17 protein-coding genes are annotated in these 19,986 nt (G+C 70.4%); 10 read left to right on the top strand and 7 right to left on the bottom strand.

The window, feature by feature from the left end:
- Positions 1–48: 48 nt before the first annotated feature.
- From AB0L53_RS02285 to AB0L53_RS02275, 3 genes are all read right to left on the bottom strand, one after another.
- Complete coding sequence (locus tag AB0L53_RS02285) at positions 49–1,218, bottom strand: cytochrome P450 (protein WP_363989078.1); 1,170 nt, start codon at positions 1,216–1,218, stop codon at positions 49–51.
- Between the two features lie 12 nt (positions 1,219–1,230).
- A complete protein-coding gene (locus AB0L53_RS02280; RefSeq protein WP_363989075.1) occupies positions 1,231–1,947 on the bottom strand; it encodes a helix-turn-helix domain-containing protein in 717 nt (238 codons plus the stop codon).
- Positions 1,948–2,157: 210 nt separating this feature from the next.
- Positions 2,158–3,993, bottom strand: a complete 1,836-nt coding sequence (locus AB0L53_RS02275) for a glycoside hydrolase family 9 protein (protein ID WP_363989072.1) — start codon at positions 3,991–3,993, stop codon at positions 2,158–2,160.
- 144 nt (positions 3,994–4,137) lie between these two features.
- On the opposite strand from AB0L53_RS02275, the gene AB0L53_RS02270 reads away from it, so the two are divergent.
- From AB0L53_RS02270 to nusB, 3 genes are read left to right on the top strand one after another with little or no spacing between them, the layout of a single operon-like run.
- A complete protein-coding gene (locus AB0L53_RS02270; protein WP_363989069.1) occupies positions 4,138–5,187 on the top strand; it encodes a Xaa-Pro peptidase family protein in 1,050 nt (349 codons plus the stop codon).
- A 24-nt stretch (positions 5,188–5,211) separates the two neighbouring features.
- Positions 5,212–5,772: an elongation factor P gene (efp, locus tag AB0L53_RS02265; RefSeq protein WP_357639628.1), complete on the top strand. Its 561-nt coding sequence runs from the start codon at positions 5,212–5,214 to the stop codon at positions 5,770–5,772.
- A gap of 1 nt (position 5,773) precedes the next feature.
- Positions 5,774–6,184, top strand: coding sequence for a transcription antitermination factor NusB (gene nusB / locus AB0L53_RS02260; RefSeq protein ID WP_225291799.1), 411 nt, complete (start codon positions 5,774–5,776; stop codon positions 6,182–6,184).
- 327 nt (positions 6,185–6,511) lie between these two features.
- On the opposite strand, the gene AB0L53_RS02255 is transcribed toward nusB, so the two are convergent.
- Positions 6,512–7,192, bottom strand: a complete 681-nt coding sequence (locus AB0L53_RS02255) for a hypothetical protein (protein ID WP_363989065.1) — start codon at positions 7,190–7,192, stop codon at positions 6,512–6,514.
- A gap of 349 nt (positions 7,193–7,541) precedes the next feature.
- Between AB0L53_RS02255 and AB0L53_RS02250 the strand changes: the two genes are divergently transcribed.
- The 3 genes from AB0L53_RS02250 to AB0L53_RS02240 all read left to right on the top strand — a co-directional run bounded on the left by AB0L53_RS02250 (position 7,542) and on the right by AB0L53_RS02240 (position 10,162).
- Positions 7,542–8,279 (top strand): methyltransferase domain-containing protein, encoded by a 738-nt coding sequence (locus AB0L53_RS02250; RefSeq protein ID WP_363989062.1) that lies wholly within the window; start codon positions 7,542–7,544, stop codon positions 8,277–8,279.
- A gap of 42 nt (positions 8,280–8,321) precedes the next feature.
- Positions 8,322–9,563, top strand: coding sequence for a DNA polymerase IV (gene dinB, locus AB0L53_RS02245; protein WP_363989059.1), 1,242 nt, complete (start codon positions 8,322–8,324; stop codon positions 9,561–9,563).
- Positions 9,564–9,766: 203 nt separating this feature from the next.
- Entirely contained in the window at positions 9,767–10,162 is a 396-nt protein-coding gene (locus AB0L53_RS02240; RefSeq protein WP_358538237.1) for a DUF3040 domain-containing protein, read from the top strand.
- Between the two features lie 72 nt (positions 10,163–10,234).
- Here the strand turns inward: AB0L53_RS02240 and AB0L53_RS02235 are convergent, their stop codons facing one another.
- Genes AB0L53_RS02235 through AB0L53_RS02225 form a run of 3 tightly spaced genes read right to left on the bottom strand, consistent with a single transcriptional unit; the run spans position 10,235 to position 14,897 of the window.
- Positions 10,235–12,664 (bottom strand): DUF3488 and transglutaminase-like domain-containing protein, encoded by a 2,430-nt coding sequence (locus AB0L53_RS02235; RefSeq protein WP_363989056.1) that lies wholly within the window; start codon positions 12,662–12,664, stop codon positions 10,235–10,237.
- Positions 12,661–13,923 carry a DUF58 domain-containing protein gene (locus tag AB0L53_RS02230; RefSeq protein WP_363989054.1) on the bottom strand — a complete coding sequence of 421 codons (1,263 nt, stop codon included), beginning with the start codon at positions 13,921–13,923 and terminating at the stop codon, positions 12,661–12,663. Before AB0L53_RS02230 ends, AB0L53_RS02235 begins: the two co-directional genes overlap by 4 nt.
- On the bottom strand, positions 13,920–14,897 hold the full coding sequence (locus AB0L53_RS02225) for a MoxR family ATPase (RefSeq protein ID WP_357639605.1): 978 nt from the start codon (positions 14,895–14,897) through the stop codon (positions 13,920–13,922). Before AB0L53_RS02225 ends, AB0L53_RS02230 begins: the two co-directional genes overlap by 4 nt.
- A 474-nt stretch (positions 14,898–15,371) precedes the next feature.
- On the opposite strand from AB0L53_RS02225, the gene mraZ reads away from it, so the two are divergent.
- From mraZ to AB0L53_RS02205, 4 genes are all read left to right on the top strand, one after another.
- Positions 15,372–15,803 (top strand): division/cell wall cluster transcriptional repressor MraZ, encoded by a 432-nt coding sequence (gene mraZ / locus AB0L53_RS02220; RefSeq protein WP_214637671.1) that lies wholly within the window; start codon positions 15,372–15,374, stop codon positions 15,801–15,803.
- Between the two features lie 215 nt (positions 15,804–16,018).
- Positions 16,019–16,990 (top strand): 16S rRNA (cytosine(1402)-N(4))-methyltransferase RsmH, encoded by a 972-nt coding sequence (gene rsmH, locus AB0L53_RS02215; RefSeq protein WP_363989050.1) that lies wholly within the window; start codon positions 16,019–16,021, stop codon positions 16,988–16,990.
- Complete coding sequence (locus AB0L53_RS02210; protein WP_358538231.1) at positions 16,974–17,492, top strand: hypothetical protein; 519 nt, start codon at positions 16,974–16,976, stop codon at positions 17,490–17,492. Before rsmH ends, AB0L53_RS02210 begins: the two co-directional genes overlap by 17 nt.
- Positions 17,489–19,972: a penicillin-binding transpeptidase domain-containing protein gene (locus AB0L53_RS02205; protein WP_363989046.1), complete on the top strand. Its 2,484-nt coding sequence runs from the start codon at positions 17,489–17,491 to the stop codon at positions 19,970–19,972. Before AB0L53_RS02210 ends, AB0L53_RS02205 begins: the two co-directional genes overlap by 4 nt.
- Positions 19,973–19,986 lie beyond the last annotated feature (14 nt).

The following is a 19,986-nucleotide window of genomic DNA, read 5'->3' as shown; positions in this document are numbered from 1 at the left end:
GGGCGCCCGGTCCCACGATCGGAAGGGCGCGGGGATCAGTCCCCCCGGCTACGGGCTGACCAGCACCAGATCGAGCACGTCGATGCCGACCGGGGTGCGCCCGGTCGCGATCCGGCCCACCGACCACGGACCGGGGAAGCGGCGCAACAGTGCGTTGACCGCGATCGCGAGCTCATGCCGGGCCAGGTGCGTGCCGAGGCAGAAGTGCACGCCATGGCCGAAGGAAAGGTGCTCGTTGGGCGTTCGGTCGGGCCGGAACTCCTCTGCCTCGGCGAACACCCGAGGGTCCCGGTTGGCCGAGAGCACCATGGCGACGACCCGCTGGCCGGTCTCGATGGCGTGCCCGGCGATGCCGGCCGGGCCGGTGGTGAAGCGGTCGGTGCCGCCCACCGGGGGCAGGAACCGCAGCGCCTCCTCGATGGCATCCGGTACCAGTCCAGGGTCAGCACGCAGCTGGGCCAGGGCGTCCGGATGAGCCGCCAGGCACAGCACCGTGTTGACCAGCAGGGTCTTGGTCGTCTCGTGGCCGTTGATGAGCAGCAGCGTGCAGAAGTCGATCAACTCCTCGTCGGACAGCCGGCTGCCGTCCGGTTCGGCGGCCAGGAGAGTGTCGATCACGTCGCCCCGGGGGCGGGCACGGTGCTCGGCGAACACCTCCCGGAAGTACTCGGCCAGTTCGGCGTGTGCGGTGCGGAACGCGGCCTGACGCACCGGGTCATCGGCGAACGACCCGGCGAAGGAGGTGATCGCCTCGGTCCAGCGCATGAAGTCCGGTTGCCGGTCCGCTTCGACTCCGAGCAGCGTGGCGATGGTGCGCACCGGCAACGGGTAGCCGAGCCGGCCGATCACGTCCAGGTCACCGTCCACCTCGGCCAGTTGCCTTCGTACGGTGTCGGTGATCGAGGGGAGCAACGCCTGGATCGCGCGGGGCGTGAAGGCCCGGCTGACCAGTCGGCGCAGCAGGTGGTGCCGGGGCGGATCCATCGCCGACAGGCTGCTGAGAACCGGGTTGTCCCGGTGCGGTATGGGTTGCGCGCTGTAGCGCAGCTCGTCGGAGGAGAACGTCGAGTAGTCGGTGAGCACCTGGTTCACCTCGGAGTAGCCGTGCACCACCCAGGCGCCGAACGGTTCGACGAAACGCACCCCGTCCCCGGCGAGACCGTCGCGGGCCGTCTCCCGGTGCCAGTCGAGAATCTCTTTGACGACATCATCAGTCATGCGTCGAGTGTGTTAGCCCTGGCAGGCCGGGGCTTGGAGAAAACGGACATCCGCCAGCAATGTGGTCGGGGGCACCCCCACCGCGTGCCGGAATTCGGCGAGCAGGTGTGACTGGTCGTAGCAGCCGCTGCGCACGGCGATGGCGGCCCAGTTCGGGCGCTCGCCCTTGGCCACCGCGGCGTGCGCGTCGGCGAGCGCTCGGTGCAGCCGCACCACGCGTGCGTAGGACTTGGGCCGCAGCCCGACCGCCGCCCCGAAACGCCGCCGAAGTTGCCGTTCGGACAGCCCGGCCTGAGCGGCATGCCATTCGACCGGCGCACCCGGCGCCGCGTGCATGGCCGCCAGCACGATGCGCACCCGCTCGTCGACCTGGCATCGCCCAGCCCGCGCCCGCACCAGTGCCAGCGCCCCTGCCAGCCGCTCGGTCACCGACCCGTCCAGTTGCCCGACCTCGATGGGCGCCCCGGCCAGCGGCACCTCGTCGGCCGCGACCCCGAACAGCCCGGCCACCGTCCCCGGTCGCAGTCGCACCCCGACCAGGGACCCGTCCTTGGGCAGCGCCCCCTGCCGAGCGCGCCTCTCCGCCCCGGCCAGCCGGTACGCCCCATCAGGCATGACCAGCAGGTCGACGGCGGGCTGCGGTAACCCTCTCGGCACCACGTCACCGTCGAGCACCCAAATCCCGGACACCAGATGGGCCAGGTCGGCGGGTACGGGCAAAGCGGTCACCCGTGCAGTCAACCCGGAGACCGCCGCGTCCGCCAGCGATTAACCGGACGGAGAGCCCGCGATCCGCGCCCGCCTCAAGGCCTCAGCCCGAGCAGGGGTTGGGCGGTGTCCGTCGGGTCATCGGGCATCCTGCCATCGGGGTGGTGGCCGGGCCGGGGCCCCAGGCGGTCGTGTGACGAACCACCCGGGGACTCATGGTGGGTATCGCCCTCAGCGCGACATCAGCGAGAGCGCGTAGACGCCGATGGCCGCGAAGTCGTCCGCCGGTTCCGACGCCTGCCAGGACCGGACGTCGTCCACGAACCGGCTGCCCCGCCCGGTGAACGGCGCGTAGCGGTCCACGCCGTCCGACGGGCAGGGCACCATCCCTTCCAGGTGGCCGCCCAGCCCGTCGTGGAACAGTGACGCGTCGTTCGGCCCGTTCACCACGGCCCCCGTGGCGGGCTTCCGGGTGATGTCGGAGATCTGGTAATGCGGGCACCGGATCGCGTTCTCGCCCGCCCCGGCCACGAACGACACGCCCCAGGCGTTGGCGCCGAACACCCAGCCGCGCTGCCGCGTCCCGAAGGCGTCGTAGGCCCGGTCCCCGCTCAGCGACGCGTACAGCCGCGACGTCGCCGCCAGCCCGAACGCGTGCGGCACCGCGTCGAACTCGGCGTACGCGGCCCCCGCCCGGAACGGATCCTTCGCGGCCCGCGCGGAACCGATCTCCAGCTGAGCCCGCAAATCGTCCACCAGTTGCTGTTCGGAGATCGCCAGCCCGTCGGAGATCTTCCGCTGAGCCCCCGAGCCGACCAGCGCCGGCTGCCCGTCCGGGCCCATCACCTGGTCGGCCTGCACCGGGCTGGACGCGTCCGCCTGCCGGATCGCCTTGACCAGGTCGGTGTGGGCGAGCGCGCTCACGTCGTACAGGTTGAGGGTGTCGTCCCCGGCCTCGTGCTCCAGGTACTGGCCGGCCCAGCCCGCCGCCTGCTCCAGCCAGCCTGCGGCCCGGTCGTCGCCGAGCCGCAGCGCCGCCAGCGCCAGCTCGGCGCCGCCCAGCTCCATGTCGTCGCGCCAGGCGCTCTCCGGGTAGAAGGCGTGCGGCAGCGACGTGACGAGCTGCCCCACCTTCTCCGTCTTGGCCATCGCGTAGACCGCCGCCGCCTTGCCCAGCAGCGCCGTCGCCCGCTCCCGGGAGGGTTCCAGCTGCGCGGCCAGCGCGAAGGCCGCCGCGGTACGGCCGGCCAGGTTCGGGCTGATCGGCTTGCCGGGGGCGGCCGCGCGGAAGACCGGCCGGTGGCGCAGGTAGCGGTGCTTGGAGGAGTCGTCGGACTCGGGCAGCCGCCAGACGTCGTGGTCGCCGACGTAAGTGGCCGCCTTGTCACCCGCGCCGATGCCGACCTGGATGTAGAGGGTCTTGGAAGCGCCGTCCCACATTTTGTCCAGATATTTCAGGCCGTGGCTGGCTTCGCGATTGAGACGCTGATCGGGTCCGCCGTCCCGGACCGAGGCCCAGAGCAGTGTGTCGACATAAGCCAGGATGTGGGTGAACTTGAGATAGTCGCCCGCGTCGAACCAGCCACCCTCGACGTTCACCGGCCCGCCGATTTTCCGCAGCCCGCCCTTGATCTCGTCGGTGTCCGGCCCGGTGAACACGGGCCAGTCGTAGACCGAGGCGGCTTTGTCGTTGGCGTGCCTGCGGCCGCCGTCGCGCTGCCCCTCGAAGAAGGTGAGGATCTTCGAGGTGGGCGAGGCCGGGGCGATCCGGAAGGCGGGGGAGGTGATCGTGCCCGACTTGATCCGGTAGCGGCCCGGGTCCTTCAGCGACGTGAGGTCCAGGCCGTACACGTGCCCGTACGTGCCGTTCCACGAGCCCAGGTCGCGGCCCGCCATACCCTTGAGCACCTCGCGCCCGTCGTCGCGGACGACGCTGAAGCGCGCGCCCGCGGACCGCGCGCGGGTCATCAGGAAGGCGTGCTTGGACTCCGCGGGCGCGAAGCCCACTTGATCGACCCGGATATGACCGGGTGGCGGCGGCGCGGCGGCGGCCGGGACACTCCCCATGGTCAGAACGGTCAAGGCGACAGCTAAGGCGTACCTCATCATGGGGCGCTCCATGGAATTATGAGAACAGCGTTCGGCACGGTATTCGCGTGTGACAGGGGAGGTCAATAGTGGCGCGAGGGTTAATACACGTACATTGACGAAATGACCGTCAATTACCCGGAACGCCGGGCGCGGGTCGCGGAAATGCTGCCCGCGCGCGAGGTCGACGCGATCCTCGTCACCTCGGGCGTCAACGTGCGCTACCTCACCGGGCTGGAGAGCTCGAACGCCGCGGTGCTCGTCAAGGCCGACGGCTCCGCGCTGCTGGTGACCGACAACCGCTACATCGAGAAGACGCGCGGGCTGGACGTGGCGGCCGTCGAGGCGTCCGACGTGGCGGCCCGGCTGGCCGCGCCCGGCATCGGGATCGAGGCGGCCAGCATGAGCGTGGCGACGTTCAACCGGCTGAGCAGCCTGCTGGAGAGCGGGCCCGTGCCGCTGGAGCCGCTCGTGGAGGTGCTGCGGGCGGTCAAGGACGACGACGAGCTCGAACTCCTCCGTACGGCCTGCGCGATCAGCGACCAGGCACTCGCCGACGTGATGGGCAACATCGGCCCCGGCGTCACCGAGCGCGACGTCGCCCGGCTGCTCGAGGCCCGCATGATCGAGCTGGGCGCCGACGGTCCGGCCTTCGCCACCATCGTTGCGGCGGGCGAGAACGGCGCCATCCCGCACCACGCGCCCACCGGCAGGGAGCTGCGCACGGGCGACCTGGTCACCGTCGACTTCGGCGCCTGCTATCAGGGCTATCACGCCGACATGACGCGTACTGTCGCCCTGGGCGGCCCGGCCGCCTGGCAGCGGGAGATCTACGACCTGGTCGCCGTGGCGCAGCGCGCGGGCAGCCAGGCGCTGGCGCCGGGCGCGACGGCCAAGGAAGTGGACGCGGCCGCCCGCTCGGTCATCGAGGCGGCGGGTCACGGCGGCCACTTCAGACACGGCCTCGGTCATGGCGTCGGGCTGGAGATCCACGAGGACCCGTTCCTGGGCCCGTTGAGGACCGGTAGACTTGAGGATCGAGTTCCTGTCACCGTCGAGCCGGGGATCTATCTCCCGGACCGGGGCGGTGTTCGCATCGAGGACACCCTTGTGACACGCACGGGCGGGCCGGAACTCCTCACGAAGACGACCAAGGAGCTGCTCGTCCTTTGAGCGGCCACACGCGGGAGAATACGAGTGGCGACGACCAACGACCTCAAGAACGGCATGGTGTTGAAGCTCGACGGCGGTGAGCTGTGGGCCGTTGTGGAGTTCCAGCACGTCAAGCCGGGCAAGGGCGGCGCGTTCGTCCGCACCAAACTCAAGAACGTGCTCTCGGGCAAGGTCGTCGACAAGACCTTCAACGCCGGCGTGAAGGTCGACGTGGCCAACGTCGACAAGCGCGAGATGCAATATTCCTACAAGGACGGCGACGACTTCGTCTTCATGGACACCGAGACCTACGACATGGTCAACGTGCCCTCCGGCACGGTCGGCACCGCCGCCAACTACATGCTCGAGAACACCCTGGCCACGATCGCCTTCAACGAGGGCTCCGCGCTCTACATCGATCTGCCCGCGGCGGTCGAGCTGATCATCTCCAACACCGAGCCCGGCCTGCAGGGCGACCGCTCCACCGGCGGCACCAAGCCCGCCACGCTGGAGACCGGCGCCGAGGTCAAGGTCCCGCTCTTCATCACCACCGGCGAGAAGATCAAGGTCGACACCCGCAGCGGCGAATACCTCGGCCGGGCCTGAGGTGTCGGCGCGAGGCAAAGCACGCAGGCGTGCGCTCGACATCCTCTTCGAGTCCGAACTGCGCGGCGAGGATCCACTGCGGATCCTCGCCGAGCGGGTCGAACGGCAGGAGCCCCCGGTCAACGAATACACCTCGACCATCGTCGAGGGTGTGGCCCGTCACCAGGCCCGCATCGACGAGCTGATCACCACCTACTCCGAGGGCTGGACCCTCGACCGCATGCCCGCCGTCGATCGCAACCTGCTGCGGGGCGGCACCTATGAGCTCCTGTGGATGCCCGGCGTCCCCGAGGGCGTGGTCATCAGCGAGTGGGTGCACCTGGCGGGCGAGCTGTCGACGGATGAGTCGCCCCAGTTCGTGAACGGGCTGCTGGCCCGCTTCAAGCAGTTGAAGCCAAGTATCACTCTTTAGACAGCCTCTTCGGATGCATCGGGTTCTACCCCCGGCGGATACCGGCCCCACCGAGTAGAAGAAGTTCCTACTTCTGATCCGAAGTCCGTCCATATTCGCGAGGTACGTTCCACATACGCGGCCTGCACGGCTTGCGCTAGGCGAGGGACGTGTATGCCGCACGGTCAACCGTTCGACGCCCGCCGGGCGCATGGTTGACCGTGCGGCTCGGCCAGGAGCCCACCCGCCCCGGTCCCGTCCCGAGCCAGGAAGACAGCGCCGGCCATGGGCGCCGACGCCCCACAAAAGGCCCCGCCGGCCCATCCCAGCCGGCGGGGCACCAGTGTCCTACCAGGTCCAGTCGGAGTGCGCCTCGGCCCGCCACGTCTTGGGGAAATACTGCTGGATGGCGAAGGCCATGCCGATGCCCCGGGCGATGAACTGGTCGCGCTCCAGCTTCCTGGTGATCGGCTGGCCGGGCGCGCCCTGGTTGTCCCACCAGGACTCCCACTGCTTGACGCAGGTCTTCCGCCCGTACTTGGCGTTGGAGCAGGGCGCGGGCGGCGACCAGATCTGCGTGTGGCCGAAGTCGACGACCTTGCCCGAGGACTCCTCGGTGATGGTGCCCCAGGCCTTGAGACAGTACGCCTGGCCGGGGATGTCCCACTTCACGTAGTGCTGCCGGCCGCTGGTGGCCAGGGTGCGCAGGTCGTCGCACTTGGCGTCGCCGATCTGCTCCTTGGTGACCCGCACGCGGTAGTAGGTGCCGTTGTCGCGCCAGCCGTCGAGCATGACCCAGTCGCCGTCGTGGACGAACTTCTCCGCGTAGCTCGGTGGCCACTTGGCGGGGTCGCCCCAGCTGATCTCCGAAGTGGTGTCCGACAGCGGCTTCCAGGCCCACTGCCCGGCGGCCCTGCCGTCGGCCCAGAACTGGCCGGCGCTGCGCGACATCATGCGCGAGTACGCGCCGTAGACCTCGCCCGCCGTCTCCGCCCGAGCCGGTACGGACGGCAGGAGCGCCAGTGCCACAATTACTAGCGAAATATGCCGAATAATCCTCATACGTCCTTCTACGTCTAGATCGTCGGCCGCAAGTCCATCGCACCGGGCGGCAGCGGCGGGCGCGCTTCGACGATCCTGGAAGCGAGGAGGCGGAGCGGGCGATCTCCCACACCGCGTAGGCTGGGGCGCGAGCTTTATGGGACGGAGCTTTAGGGGCGACGGAGCTTTAGGGGCGACGGAGCTTTAGGGGCGACGGAGCTTTAGGGGCGACGGAGCTTTAGGGGCGACGGAGCTTTAGGGGCAGGGTCGGGCGACATGGGTTCGTGGAGCAGAGGGAGGCGAGCCGAGGTTGCGTTCTGAAGGGCGTACCGCGGGCGTGACGAGGACTCCGGCGGTGCGGACCGCCGTCGTCTGGGCGGCGCTGCGGGCGGTGCTGGCCGAGCGGGCGGCCGCCACAGGGCGCGACGGTCTCGACATCGTCGACGCCGGCGGCGGGACCGGCGGGTTCGCGGTGCCGCTGGCCGAGCTGGGCCACACGGTCACCGTGGTCGACCCGAGTCCCGACTCGCTGGCCGCGCTGGAGCGCCGGGCCAAGGAGAAGGGCGTGGGCGTGCGCGCCCTGCAGGGCGACGCCGCCGACCTGGGCGACCTGCTCGACCACGACAGCGCCGACCTGGTCCTCTGCCACAGCGTGCTCGAATACGTCGAAGACCCGATCAGCGCCCTCACGGCCGTCGCCGGAGTGCTGCGCGCGGGCGGCGCGATCAGTGTGCTGGCCGCCAATCCGGTCTCCAGCGCCATCCACCGGGCGCTGGCGGGCCAGTTCGACGAGGCCAGGGCCGTGCTGAGCGACCCGAAGGGCAACTGGGGCGACCGCGACCCCACCCCGCGCCGCTACACCGCGGAGACGCTCGCCCAGTTGCTGGCCGCGACCGGGTTCTCGGTCGGCGAGGTGCACGGCGTGCGCGTGTTCGCCGACCTGGTGCCCAGCAGGCTGGTCGACGGCGAGCCGGGCGCCGCCGAGGCCCTCGTGGCGCTCGAACAGGCCGCCGCCGTCCATCCCGTGCTGCGTGACATCGCCACGCAGCTCCACGTCCTGGGCCATCGCGGCTGACCTGCCCCTACCATGGAACACGTGTTCGGATAGAATGGTGGCGTGTCTCGCAAGCAGATCACGGGCATCGGCCCCGCTCCTCAGACCGGGGCCGATGACGGCGGCTGCCCGATCCTGCACGTCGACATGGACGCCTTCTTCGCCAGCGTCGAGCTGCTCGACCGCCCGGAGCTGCGAGGGCGCCCGGTGATCGTCGGCTCGCCGGCCGGGCGCGGCGTGGTGCTCAGCGCCACCTACGAGGCCAGGGCCTACGGCGTGCACTCGGCGATGCCGATGAGCAGGGCGCGCCGGATGTGCCCCCAGGCCACCATCATCCCGCCCAGCCACGGCAAATACTCCGAGGTCTCCAAGGGGGTCATGGAGATCTTCCACGCGATCACCCCGATGGTCGAGCCGATCGCCTCCGATGAGGCGTTCCTCGACGTCGGCGGCGCCCGGCGCCGGCTGGGCCCGCCCGCCGTGATCGCCGCGATGATCAGGGCCCAGGTGCTGGAGCGCTACGGCATCACGTGTTCGGTGGGGGTGGCGAGCAGCAAGTTCGTGGCCAAGCTCGCCTCGAAGCAGTGCAAGCCAGACGGCCTTCTGGTGGTGCCCGAGGGCGAGGTGGTGGATTTCCTCCACCCGCTGCCCGTCTCGGCTCTGTGGGGCGTCGGTGAGCGCACGGAGCAGTCCCTGACGCGCCTCGGCATCCGCACGGTCGGCGATCTGGCCAAGGTGCCCGTCAACACCCTGCGGCGCGAGCTGGGCCAGGCCGTGGGAGGTCATCTGGCGGCGCTGGCATGGGGGCGCGACGAGCGCCCGGTGACCGCGCACGTGCCCGACAAGAGCATCGGCAACGAGGAGACCTTCGCGGCCGACGTCGACGATCCCGAAGTGATCAAACGTGAATTGCTGCGCCTGTCCGAGCGAGTGGCCGCCCGGATGCGTAAGGCCGGTCACGTGGGCAGGACGGTGAGCGTGAAGCTGCGCCGAGCCGACTTCTCCACGATCAACCGGTCCAAGACCCTCAGAGAGCCGACCGACGTGGCCCAGGAGATCTACACGACCGCCTGCGAGCTCTTCGAGGCCGCCGGGCTCGAGCGGGTGCGGCTGCGCCTGGTCGGGGTCAGGATGGAAAACCTGCGCCCCGCCGATTCATCCTCCCGCCAGCTCGGTCTGGGCGAGCGGGAGACCGGCTGGCGGGAGGCCGAACAGGCGATGGATCGGGCAATCCGGAGATTTGGTCCCGATGCGGTGCTCCCGGCGTCGCTTGTACGCGGCAGACTTGATGAAATGGAGGCATGACGTCGATGTCACGATTTCTGAGGAGGGGCGCTGGATGACCCACAATGGAGTCATGACGTCACCTCCGGTTTGGTCTGCGTTGGGCGTTCGCTTTCGCCTACGTCTCCGGCCTCGTATTCTGGGGATAACCGACCGCGAGGTTCGGACACCCCGTGTCGTCCGTTGCCGTCTTCCCCGTCCTGGGGCCGTCCTTGGGAGGCGCCGTGCCGCTCTCTGACCACGAGCAGCGCTTGCTCGACCAGATCGAGCAGGCCCTCTACGCCGAGGACCCGAAGTGGGCCAACACCGTAAGGATCAGTGACCCGCGCAGCCATTACAAACGTCGCCTCATCAAGGCCTCCATCGGCTTTGCGCTCGGCGTCGTCCTGCTGATGGTCGGCGTAGTGATCAATATGATTCCCCTCGGCGTCGGCGGTTTCGTGGTCATGCTCGCCGCGTGTCTGTGGGGTCTGTCCAGCTGGAAACGCATGAACGGGTTCGGCGACGCCGCGCCCGCCTCTGGTGCCTCCGTCTCGGGCAAGCCGGCCCGCCGGGGCAACCGAGGCAGCTTCATGGAGCGCATGGAGGAGCGCTGGCGCCGTCGTCACGACGAGCGCTGAGCGCCGGACGACCTCCAGACGACCGTGCGGCCGCCCCCGGAAGGGGGACGACCGCACGGTCGATTCGGACGTTCACGAGCCCTTGTGGGCCGCCGTCCGCCGCCACCTGATGTTCTCCAGCCGGTCGAAGCCGTCGAGCACTCCCTCGCCCATCTGACGCAGCCGCCGTAGCGTCGACGGGGGCAGCAGCAGGGCCCGCACCCGCCTCCAGCGCGACACCGTGGCCGCCAGCGCCTGCCGTACCTTGCGAAGGTCCTTCCTCATCGGCGCGATCTCTCCGGCGTCCCGCGCGAACAACGCCCGCTCGACCGCCGAGGCGATCGCCGCGATCGACGCGGACGGCTCGGCCCCGAACTCATAGCGCTCGGTCAGCCGCCGCGCCAGCGCCCGAGGCGTCTCGCTGGGCTCGCGGGCCATTCCGTAGTCGAACAGCACGTCGTCCAGCTCCGCCCAGGCGGCCGCCACGGCCGGGTGGCTGCCCGCCACGACCCTGGCCGTCACCTCGTCCGACGGCTCGGACACCTTCCAGCCCAGCGCGCGGACCCGCCTGCTCCTGGTGATCAGCCGTATCCCGGCCGGGATCAGCAGGATGAGCAGGAGCACGCCCGCGCCGATGCCGATCTTGCCGATCAGCGGCATCGAGTCGTCCACCGGCAGCCCGCTGTCGGCGATGGTGGCCTCGCGGTCGAGCGCTCGGGGGTTGTCCCGGTTCTGCGGGCCGAGCGGCGAGTCGTCGGTCGTGCTGGTCGCCCCGGGCGTCGGCGTCGAGCTGTCACTCGTGGAACGGGGGAGCGGCTGCGTGTAGGCGGGCACCCGGGCGCTGCCCTGGCCGAGCGAGCCCGTCGGCGTGGGCTCGAACGGCAGCCAGCCCACGCCGTCGAAGTACAGCTCCGGCCACGAGTGGGAGTCGTTCGTGCCGACCGTCCACCTGTCGCCGTCCTTCGTGCCGCCCGTGTAGCCGATCGCCACCCTGGCGGGGATGCCCCTCAGCCTGGCCAGCACCGCCATCGAGGCGGCGAACTGCTCGCAGTAACCGGCCCTGCTGCGCAGCAGGAAGTCCTTCAGCGCGGAGTTGCCGGAGCCCTGCGTCTTGAGGCTGTAGGTGAAGTCACCGGTCTTGGTGAAGAACTCCTGGATCTTCACCGCGGCCTCGTAGCTGGTCCGGGCGTTCGCCGTCACCTTGGCCGCCAGGTCCCTGATCTCCGGGGGCAGGTTGTCGGGCAGCTTGAGGTAACGCGGGTCGCTCGCCGAGGCCCTGGCCTGCGGCAGCGTTTCGAGCACGTCGCTGGTCACCGCGGGCTCGGTGGTGAAGACCTCGTAGCCGAGTCCGGCGGCCTCGTCCCTGGTGGAGAAGACCATCAGGGTGGTGGTGTCCGCGCGCCAGTCGCCGTCGATGTTGATCTGCCGCGGCGGGTACGGCAGGGGCAGGAACGACAGCCGCTCGATCTCGTCACTGAGCTGGATCTTGGTCGTCACGTTCGAGACCTTGGTCGCCGGTGACAGGCCGGGCGGAGTGGGCAGCGGGCCGTTCTCCGTCCTGTTGTCCGGTGAGCCCTTCGGCTCGGTCATGCCGAACTGCTCGCCGTCGAAGGTGTCGAGCGAGTAGATCCGCAGGTAGCGGGGCTTGTCATCGGTGTTGGTGTAGGACAGGACGACGCGCCGCTCCGGCAGCTCCAGCTGGCCCTTCAGGCCGGCGATGGGGTTCGGGATGCTGATCGAATTGCCCTTGCCCGACCCGTTGCCGCCCACACCGAAGGTGAAGAACGACACCGGCTCCATCGCCGGCAGCGCCGCGGGCACCAGGACCGCCAGCGCGATGGCGGCGAACCCGATGCGCTTGCCCGACAGGCGCAGCCCTCGGGTGTCGGCCGTCTCGCGCTCGGCGCCCGGCACCGGTGAGGTGGCGACGCGGGTCCGCCTGACCAGCACCGCGCGTCCCCAGTGGCCGACGCGTTCACGGCCGTCGGCGATCAGCAGACCGGTGAAGCCGAGGGCGGCGATGATGAACGCGGGCCAGCTGATCGGATCCGGCAGGATCGTGGCCGGCACCGTGGCCAGCGCCAGCATCGGCAGCCCCGCCAGCGCCGCCCGCCGCAACCGCGCGGCGAACAGGTCCACCATGAGCGCGATGAGCCCCACGCCGCCGGTCGTCAGCAGCGCTATGCCCTCGGTGGCGGGCACCGGCGCGGCGAAGCGCTGGATGTCGGCCCAGCCGGTGCCCAGCAGCTTGGCCAGCTCCACCACCGACCCCTTGGTCGGCACCACCCAGGCCCACGCCTCGTCGGAGGCGAAGGCCATGGTCAGATAGATCCACAGCGCGGCCACGCTCACCAGGGCCGCCGCCCACGCGGGCAGCGACAGCCGCCCGCTCACCAGGCCACCGCACATCACCGCGAGCACCGCGCCCAGCGACCCCCAGAACCAGGAGCCGCCCTGGAAGAGCGGATAGAGCAGGACGGCCGCGCAGAACGTGGCCACCGCGGAGGCGATCGACAGCCTCATGCCGCACCTCCCGCCGAGTTGAGCGCGTACCTGCCGCGGTTGGCGGCGTCCTGCCAGACCGAGGCGATCGGCACGCCGGCGGGCAGCCGCACGATGCGCCACCCGTAACCGGCGAGGACCGCCTGCACCGCCTGGTAGTTCTCCGTGGCGCCCGGCTCGCCGCCGTCCCACGTGCCCACGTCGAGGAGTACGGCCACGCCGGTGATGCCGCTGTGCCTGAGCCTGGCCAGCTCCCTGGCCTCCTCCGGGTCCAGCGAGCCGAGCACGGCCACGATCAGCCCGTCGCCGCCGCCCTGGCGCAGCGCGGACACGCCCAGCTCCAGCGAGCGGGCGGGGCTGTTCCGTACCACCGCGAGGGTGTCGAGCAGCGACCAGCTCAACCCGGTGTCGGTCAGGTGCTCGGCGCCCTGGTCGGTCACCAGTCGCAGGCCGAGGCCCTCATGGGCGAGATGCACGCCGATCGAGGCCGCGGCCGAGACCGCCACCTCGAAGGAGGAGCGCGGGCCCTCGCCGCGGTGGGCGTAGCGGCGCGTGTCGAGCAGCAGCGCGCCGCGGCTCTGCCACTGCTGCTCCTCGCGCCGCACCATCAGCTCGCCGTGGCGGGCGGTGGAGCGCCAGTGCACCCGCCGCAGGTCGTCGCCCTGCCGGTACTCGCGCGGCGCCACGTCGTCGTCGCCGGCCGCCGCCACACTCCTGGTACGGCTGTCGCCGCCCCCGGTCCACTCGCCCGACAGCCGTACGTGGGGCAGCGCCACCACCTGCGGCGTCACCACCAGCGTGTCGCTGATGGTGAACCCCCGGGTGAGCTCCACCAGCCCGAACGGGTCGGTGATGCGCACGGACAGCGGGCCGATCGTGTAGCGGCCGCGCAGGTCGGAGCGGACCCGGTAGTCGATCTCCCGGATCCCGCGCGACTCCACCCGGTCCAGCACGAACCGGGGCCGCACGCCCAGCGCGTACGGCACGGTGTCCTCGATGAGCAGCAGGCCGGTCGGCAGCCGGGTGACGTTCTCCAGGCGCAGCGTCACGGTCGCCTCACCGCCCACCTCCGCCCTGGCCGGGTCGAGGCGCCGCGCGCAGCTCAGCCGGTAGCGGGTGCGCGCCACCACCATCGCGGCGAGCAGCGGCAGCGCCGTCACCAGGACCCCGATCCTGAACAGGTCGTTCTCGCCCAGGAGGAAGGCCATCAACATGGCGGCCACCCCGGAGGCCAGGAACGAGCGTCCCCGGGAAGTCAGCGCCCGCAGCCCGTCTCTCACGACGCTCGCGTCTCCGGCACGGGAACGCGCCTGACCAGCTCGGTCACCACCTGCTCGGGCAGGCGGCGCTGCCCCTGGGCCTCGACGCTGGGCAGCAGCCGGTGCGCGAGCACCGGCACGGCCAGCTCCTGCAGGTCGTCGGGGATGACGTAGTCGCGCCCGGACAGCGCCGCGTTGGCCCTGGCCGCCCTGACCAGCTGCAGCGTCGAGCGCGGCGAGGCGCCCAGCCGCAGGTCGGGGGAGTGGCGGGTGGCGACCGCGAGGTCGATGGCGTACTTCTTGACCGGCTGCGAGACGTACACGCCGCGGACCGCCTCGATCAGCGCGCGCACCTCGGCGGTCGTGGCGACCGGCTGCAGCTTGTCCAGCGGCGGGGTGCCGCCGTGCACGTCGAGCATCTCCAGCTCGGCCGAGGGCTCCGGGTAGCCCATCGCGACGCGGGCGGTGAAACGGTCGCGCTGCGCCTCCGGGAGGGGATAGGTGCCCTCCATCTCGATCGGGTTCTGCGTGGCGATCACCATGAAGGGCGCGTCGAGCGGGTAGGTCACTCCGTCGACCGTGACCTGGCGCTCCTCCATGCACTCCAGCAGCGCCGACTGCGTCTTGGGCGAGGCCCGGTTGATCTCGTCGCCCACCACGATGTTGGCGAACACCGGCCCCGGCTTGAACTCGAACTCCCGGGTCTGCTGGTTGTAGGCGCTCACACCGGTGATGTCGCTGGGCAGCAGGTCCGGCGTGAACTGGATGCGCCGGACCGGACAGTCGATGGACCTGGCCAGTGCCTTGGCCAGCATGGTCTTGCCGACTCCGGGCACGTCCTCGATCAGCAGGTGGCCTTCGGCCAGCAGGACAGTCAGGGTGAGGCGGACGGCGTCCCCTTTGCCCTCGATCACCGACTCGATCGCCTGCCGAATCCGGTGCGCGGTGGAGACCAGCTCGTCGAGCCGGCTAGGGACGTCATGGGTTACTGCCACCAGGCCTCCATGAGAAGTGCTACGGCAGTCCCGCGTGCCAGGGCGTGATTGCGGGAGCCATGCCATTCCTTTTCCATTGTGTGTACGACCCTACGACGCTGGGGGTTCTTGGGCGACTTTTACCGATATTCCAGAGAACCTGCCCCCAGTTGTGGTTCTTGTGCCATACGGGTGCGAATCCCGTGACAGTGGCCCCCGCGATGCGCTCCACTTTCCACCACGCGGCGCTTCGTGAAGCGCTTGATCCGCTAATTCCATGGTCATTCCAACCCTCGACACGCCCATGAGGGTTGGGCCGCGCCCCACCGCCCCCCACCCGACGGCATGGCTCTGACCTGCACTAACGCGCGGCGATCTAGTGACGAAGCGGCTGGGAATCAGTTGACGGTGGGGAGAAGTGGAGTATGGTGGTGCGCAGTGGAGGGCCCGGTGCGCCAGCGCTGAGCGCTTCGCTAGGCACGGGAGGTGGGGCCGATGTTCCTCGGCACCCATCAGCCGCGTCTGGACGACAAGGGACGGCTGTTCCTGCCGGCTAAGTACCGTGAGGAGCTGGCGGAGGGTCTTGTGATCACCAAAGGCCAGGAGCGATGCCTCTACGTCTTTCCCGTAGAGGAGTTCCAGCGCATTACCGAGGCTCTCAGCACCGCCCCGGTCACCGCCAAGGCGGTGCGCGACTACAGCCGCGTCTTCTTCGCCAGCGCGTCCGACGAGACGCCGGACAAGCAGGGGCGCATCACGATCCCGCAGAGCTTGCGCCAATACGCGGGCCTCGTGCGTGACTGCGCGGTCATCGGGGCCAACACCCGGTTGGAGATCTGGGACGCCCAAGCCTGGGACACCTATCTCGACGCGCAGGAGCAGGCGTTCGCCGATCTGTCGGAGGAGGTGCTGCCAGGGATTCTGTAGAGCCACGGTCGATCCGTCGGAGATGTCGTTCGGCGAGGTCTCCACCCGCAACCACTGCCGGCCAGCTGATGCACCTTCCCCGGTGTCAGATGGCAGGCGTCCACGAAGAGGGTGCGGATGGGGACCTGGCCGGACGGCGCCGGGTGGGGGCCAGGTGGGCCGATGATCGTCCGGACGCGTCATCCGCGAGCAAGGACGCGAGAGGGGGGTTGGAGATGTACGACAACGCAGGCACGGGCGGTCACGTTCCGGTCATGCTCGACCGCGTTTTGGAGCTCTTGGCTCCGGCGCTGACCGGCCAGGAGCCCGTCGTCGTCGACGCCAACCTCGGCCTCGGTGGCCATTCGGAGGCCCTGCTCGCCGCTCATCCGTCTCTGCACCTGATCGGCATCGACCGCGATCCGTTCGCGATCGAGTTCTCCACGCGCAGGCTCGCCCCCTACGCCGACCGGACCACGCTGGTCCACGCCTCGTCCGACGAACTGGCCGACGTGCTCGCCCGCGCGGGCCGCGCCACCGTCGACGGGGTGCTGTTCGACCTGGGGGTGTCCTCGCCGCAACTGGACGAGGCCGAACGCGGATTCGCCTATTCCTATGACGCTCCGCTCGACATGCGGATGGATACGGATCAAGAGCTCACGGCGGAGAAGGTGGTCAATACCTACTCGGCTGCGGAGCTAACCCGCATCCTCCGCGATTACGGAGAGGAACGGTTCGCACCGCGTGTCGCGCGCCTAATTCTCCAGGAAAGGGCCAAGGACCCCATAACGTCGACTAAGCGGTTGGCGGAGATCGTTCGTCAGGCGATTCCAGCCGCCACTCGGCGCACAGGGGGCAACCCCGCCAAGAGAACTTTCCAGGCGCTGCGCATCGAGGTCAACGCGGAGCTCGCCGCCCTGGAGGTGGCGCTGCCCGCGGCGCTCGACGCGCTGGTGCTCGGTGGGCGAGTCGTCGTGCTCTCCTACCACTCCCTGGAGGACCGGCTCACCAAGCAGGTCCTCGCGGCGCGAACCAAGGACACCGGCCCCCCTGGGTTGCCCGTCCCGCTGCCGGCTCATCAGCCGCGGTTCCGCCTGGTGACGAGGGGAGCCGAGCTCCCAAGTGAAGAAGAGTTGGCCCGTAACCCGCGGGCGACCTCGGCCCGGCTACGGGCGGCAGAGAGGATCCGTGTTGACCACCAGGACTGAGCAGGAGAGCAGGCGGGGCGCGGCCGTCCGCGGCGTCCCGCAGAAGACGGCGCCCAAGACCGGCCCGCGCAGGCCCGGCGTGCCTCACCAGTCCAAGCCCATCCCGCGTTCGCGCCCCGACGGTCCCGAGACGACCGGTCCCGGCGGGACATCGGCGGGCCAGGACCGGGCGCGCCCGGCGCTCAAGCGACGCCCGTCGCGGGGGCGCCAGCGGGCCCCGTTCGTGCTGCTCGTCGTCGGGCTGATGTGCGGCGGCCTGATGAGCCTGCTGCTGCTCAACGTCGTTCTCGCGCAGGACTCCAACACCGCGGCCAACCTGCGCAAAGAGATCGAGGTGGCACGGCAGGCCAACGAGGACGCCAAGCTCGTCAACGAGACGAACATGGGTCCCGGCCCGGTCGCCGACCAGGCCGAGATGCAGGGTCAGCACCGTGACTGGGACAAGCCCAACGTGCTGACCGAGGCGGGCGCCGACACCAGCCAGGTGGACCAGGGACGGTGAGAGACACAGGCGGCAGGGGGCAGGGTCCCGGCCGCGGCGGCGCCGGTTCCCAGGGAGGGCCCGGCGCCTCTCGCCGTACCCCCGGCGGGCCGGGGCGGCAGGGGCGGCAAGCGGGGTCGGCTCGCTCGGAGGGGGCGGGCCGGCCCGACGATCCACCCAAGGAGCCGAGAAAGCGGCCGGACCCGCTCGACCTCCCGTTCGGGCCGTTCGTCAGGGACGAAGGCCGCGACGACGGAGACGGCCGCGGGGCCCGACGCCCGCAGGACCCGGCTGACGGGCCCCGCGGTCGCTCTCGCGAGGACGAGCGTGGCCGGCCTGTCCACGACGACCGCGACGGTCCGCGCGGTAGATCCCGAGAGGATGACCGCGACGGTCCGCGTGCCCGGCCTCGGCAGGGTGGTGACGGGCCTAGGGGGCGTTCCCGGCAGGACGGGGACGACGCCGCCAAGGAGCGTGCCCGCCAGCGTTCCGTCCGCCCGCGCCCGGAGGCCGAACGCTCCAGGGATCGCATCCCCCCGGCCAGGGAGGAGCGCTCCCGGGCCCGCCAGGACGACGGGCCGCTCCGCCGTACCCGCGAAGAGGTTCCCCGTGACGTGCGCCGGGCCCGCGACGAGGGTCCCGGCGACGGCGGCAGGCTTCGCCGTACCCGCGACGACGAGCACACGCGCGTGCAGCCCCCCGCGCGGCGCGGCGGCGAGGGGCCGCCCCGCAGGCCCCCGGCGCCCCCGCGCCCGCCCAAGCCGTCGCCCGTGCTGCGCCTGGGCAACCCGCGCAGGCGCATCAACATCGGTCTGATCGGTATGACGTTCATCCTGTCGATCTTCGGCGGCCGGCTCGTCCAGATGCAGGGCCTCGACTCCAAGGTCTACGAGGCGCGGGCCGTGGGCCAGCGCACGCAGACCGAGGAGATCCCGGCCAAGCGCGGGTCCATCACCGACGTCAACGGCCACGCGCTGGCCGTCACCGTCGAGGCCCGCGAGATCGCCATCGACCCCAGCAAGATCAAGGATGAGGTACGGCCGAAGATCACCGCCGTGCTCGCCGCGCAGCTCGGCCGGCCCCAGGAGGAGATAGCCGCCAAGCTTGCGAAGAAGGACACCCAGTACCAGCTCCTGGCCAGGGACGCCGATCCGCTCGTGGCCAGCCGCCTGCTCAAGGCGGAAGTGCCCGCGATGACCACGAAGAAGACCTACCGCCGCGTCTACCCGGGCGGTGACCTGGCGGGCAGCCTGATCGGGTTCGTCGGCGACGAGCAGAGCGGGCTGGGCGGCATGGAACAGGCGCGCGACACCCTGCTGAAGGGGCGCGACGGCCAGCAGCGCGTCGAGACCGGCCGCGACGGCCAGCGCATCCCCATGACCAGCAGCCAGCGTACGGTCCCGGTCGACGGCCGCGACGTGCGGCTGACCATCGACCGCGACATCCAGTGGGCCGCCCAGCAGGCGGTGGCCAAGCAGGTGAGCGACTCCGGCGCGAGCAGCGGCACGGTCATCGTCATGGACGTGCGCAACGGGCAGATCATCGCCATGGCCAACGCCCCCGAGCTCGACCTGAACAACTGGCGCAAGGGCCCCCCGGCCCTCTACGTCAACCGGGCCGCCTCCGAGGTCTTCGAGCCAGGCAGCACCAACAAGGTGATCACCGCCGCCGCCACCCTGGAGGCCGGCGTGGTGTCGCCCGACACGGTCTTCCAGGTCAAGGACAACATCAGGTGCGCGGACCGGGTGCTGCACGACGCGCATCCGCACAAGCCGGAGCCGATGACCTACCGCCAGGCCGTGGCCGAGTCCAGCAACGTGGCCACCATCATGGCCGCGCGCAAGGTCGGCAGTGAGCGCCTCTACGAGATGCTGAAGAGCTTCGGCTTCGGCGCGCGGCCGGGCGGTGGCGTGCCCAACGCGGAGGCCGGCCTGCTGCCCAACTACAAGAACTGGTCGGGCAGCCAGAGCTGCACGATCGCCTACGGGCAGGGCGTGTCCGTGACCGCGCTGCAGATGGCCAGCGTCTACCAGACCATCGCCAACGGCGGCGTCAAGGTCGAGCCGCAGATCGTCGCAGGCACGACGGACGAGTCGGGCAGGTTCGTACCGTCCGCTCCTGGTAAGGAGACCAGGGTGGTCAGCGACAAAACCGCCAAGGAGATCACCACCATGCTGGAGACCGCGGTGAGCGCCGAGGGCACCGGCGAGCTGGCCGCCATCCCGGGATACCGGGTGGCGGGCAAGACCGGCACCGCCAACCGCTACGACGCGCAGCTCGGCCGCTATGACGGCTACACGGCGTCGTTCGCCGGATTCGCCCCCGCCGACGCGCCGCGGCTGGTCGTGCTGTCCGTGCTGCAGAATCCCACGAAGGACCACTTCGGGGGCCAGGTGGCGGCCCCTGTTTTCAAGGACGTGATGACGTTCGCCATCAAGAGCAAGAAGATTCCGCCCTCCGGCTCGGCCGCACCCACGGTGCGGACGCGCGCGGGACAGTGACCAGGGAAGGTACG

Origin of the sequence: Nonomuraea sp. NPDC052129 (assembly GCF_040680095.1) — a bacterium.
Taxonomy (GTDB): Bacteria; Actinomycetota; Actinomycetes; order Streptosporangiales; family Streptosporangiaceae; genus Nonomuraea.
This window is presented reverse-complemented; position numbering and strand designations above follow the sequence as displayed.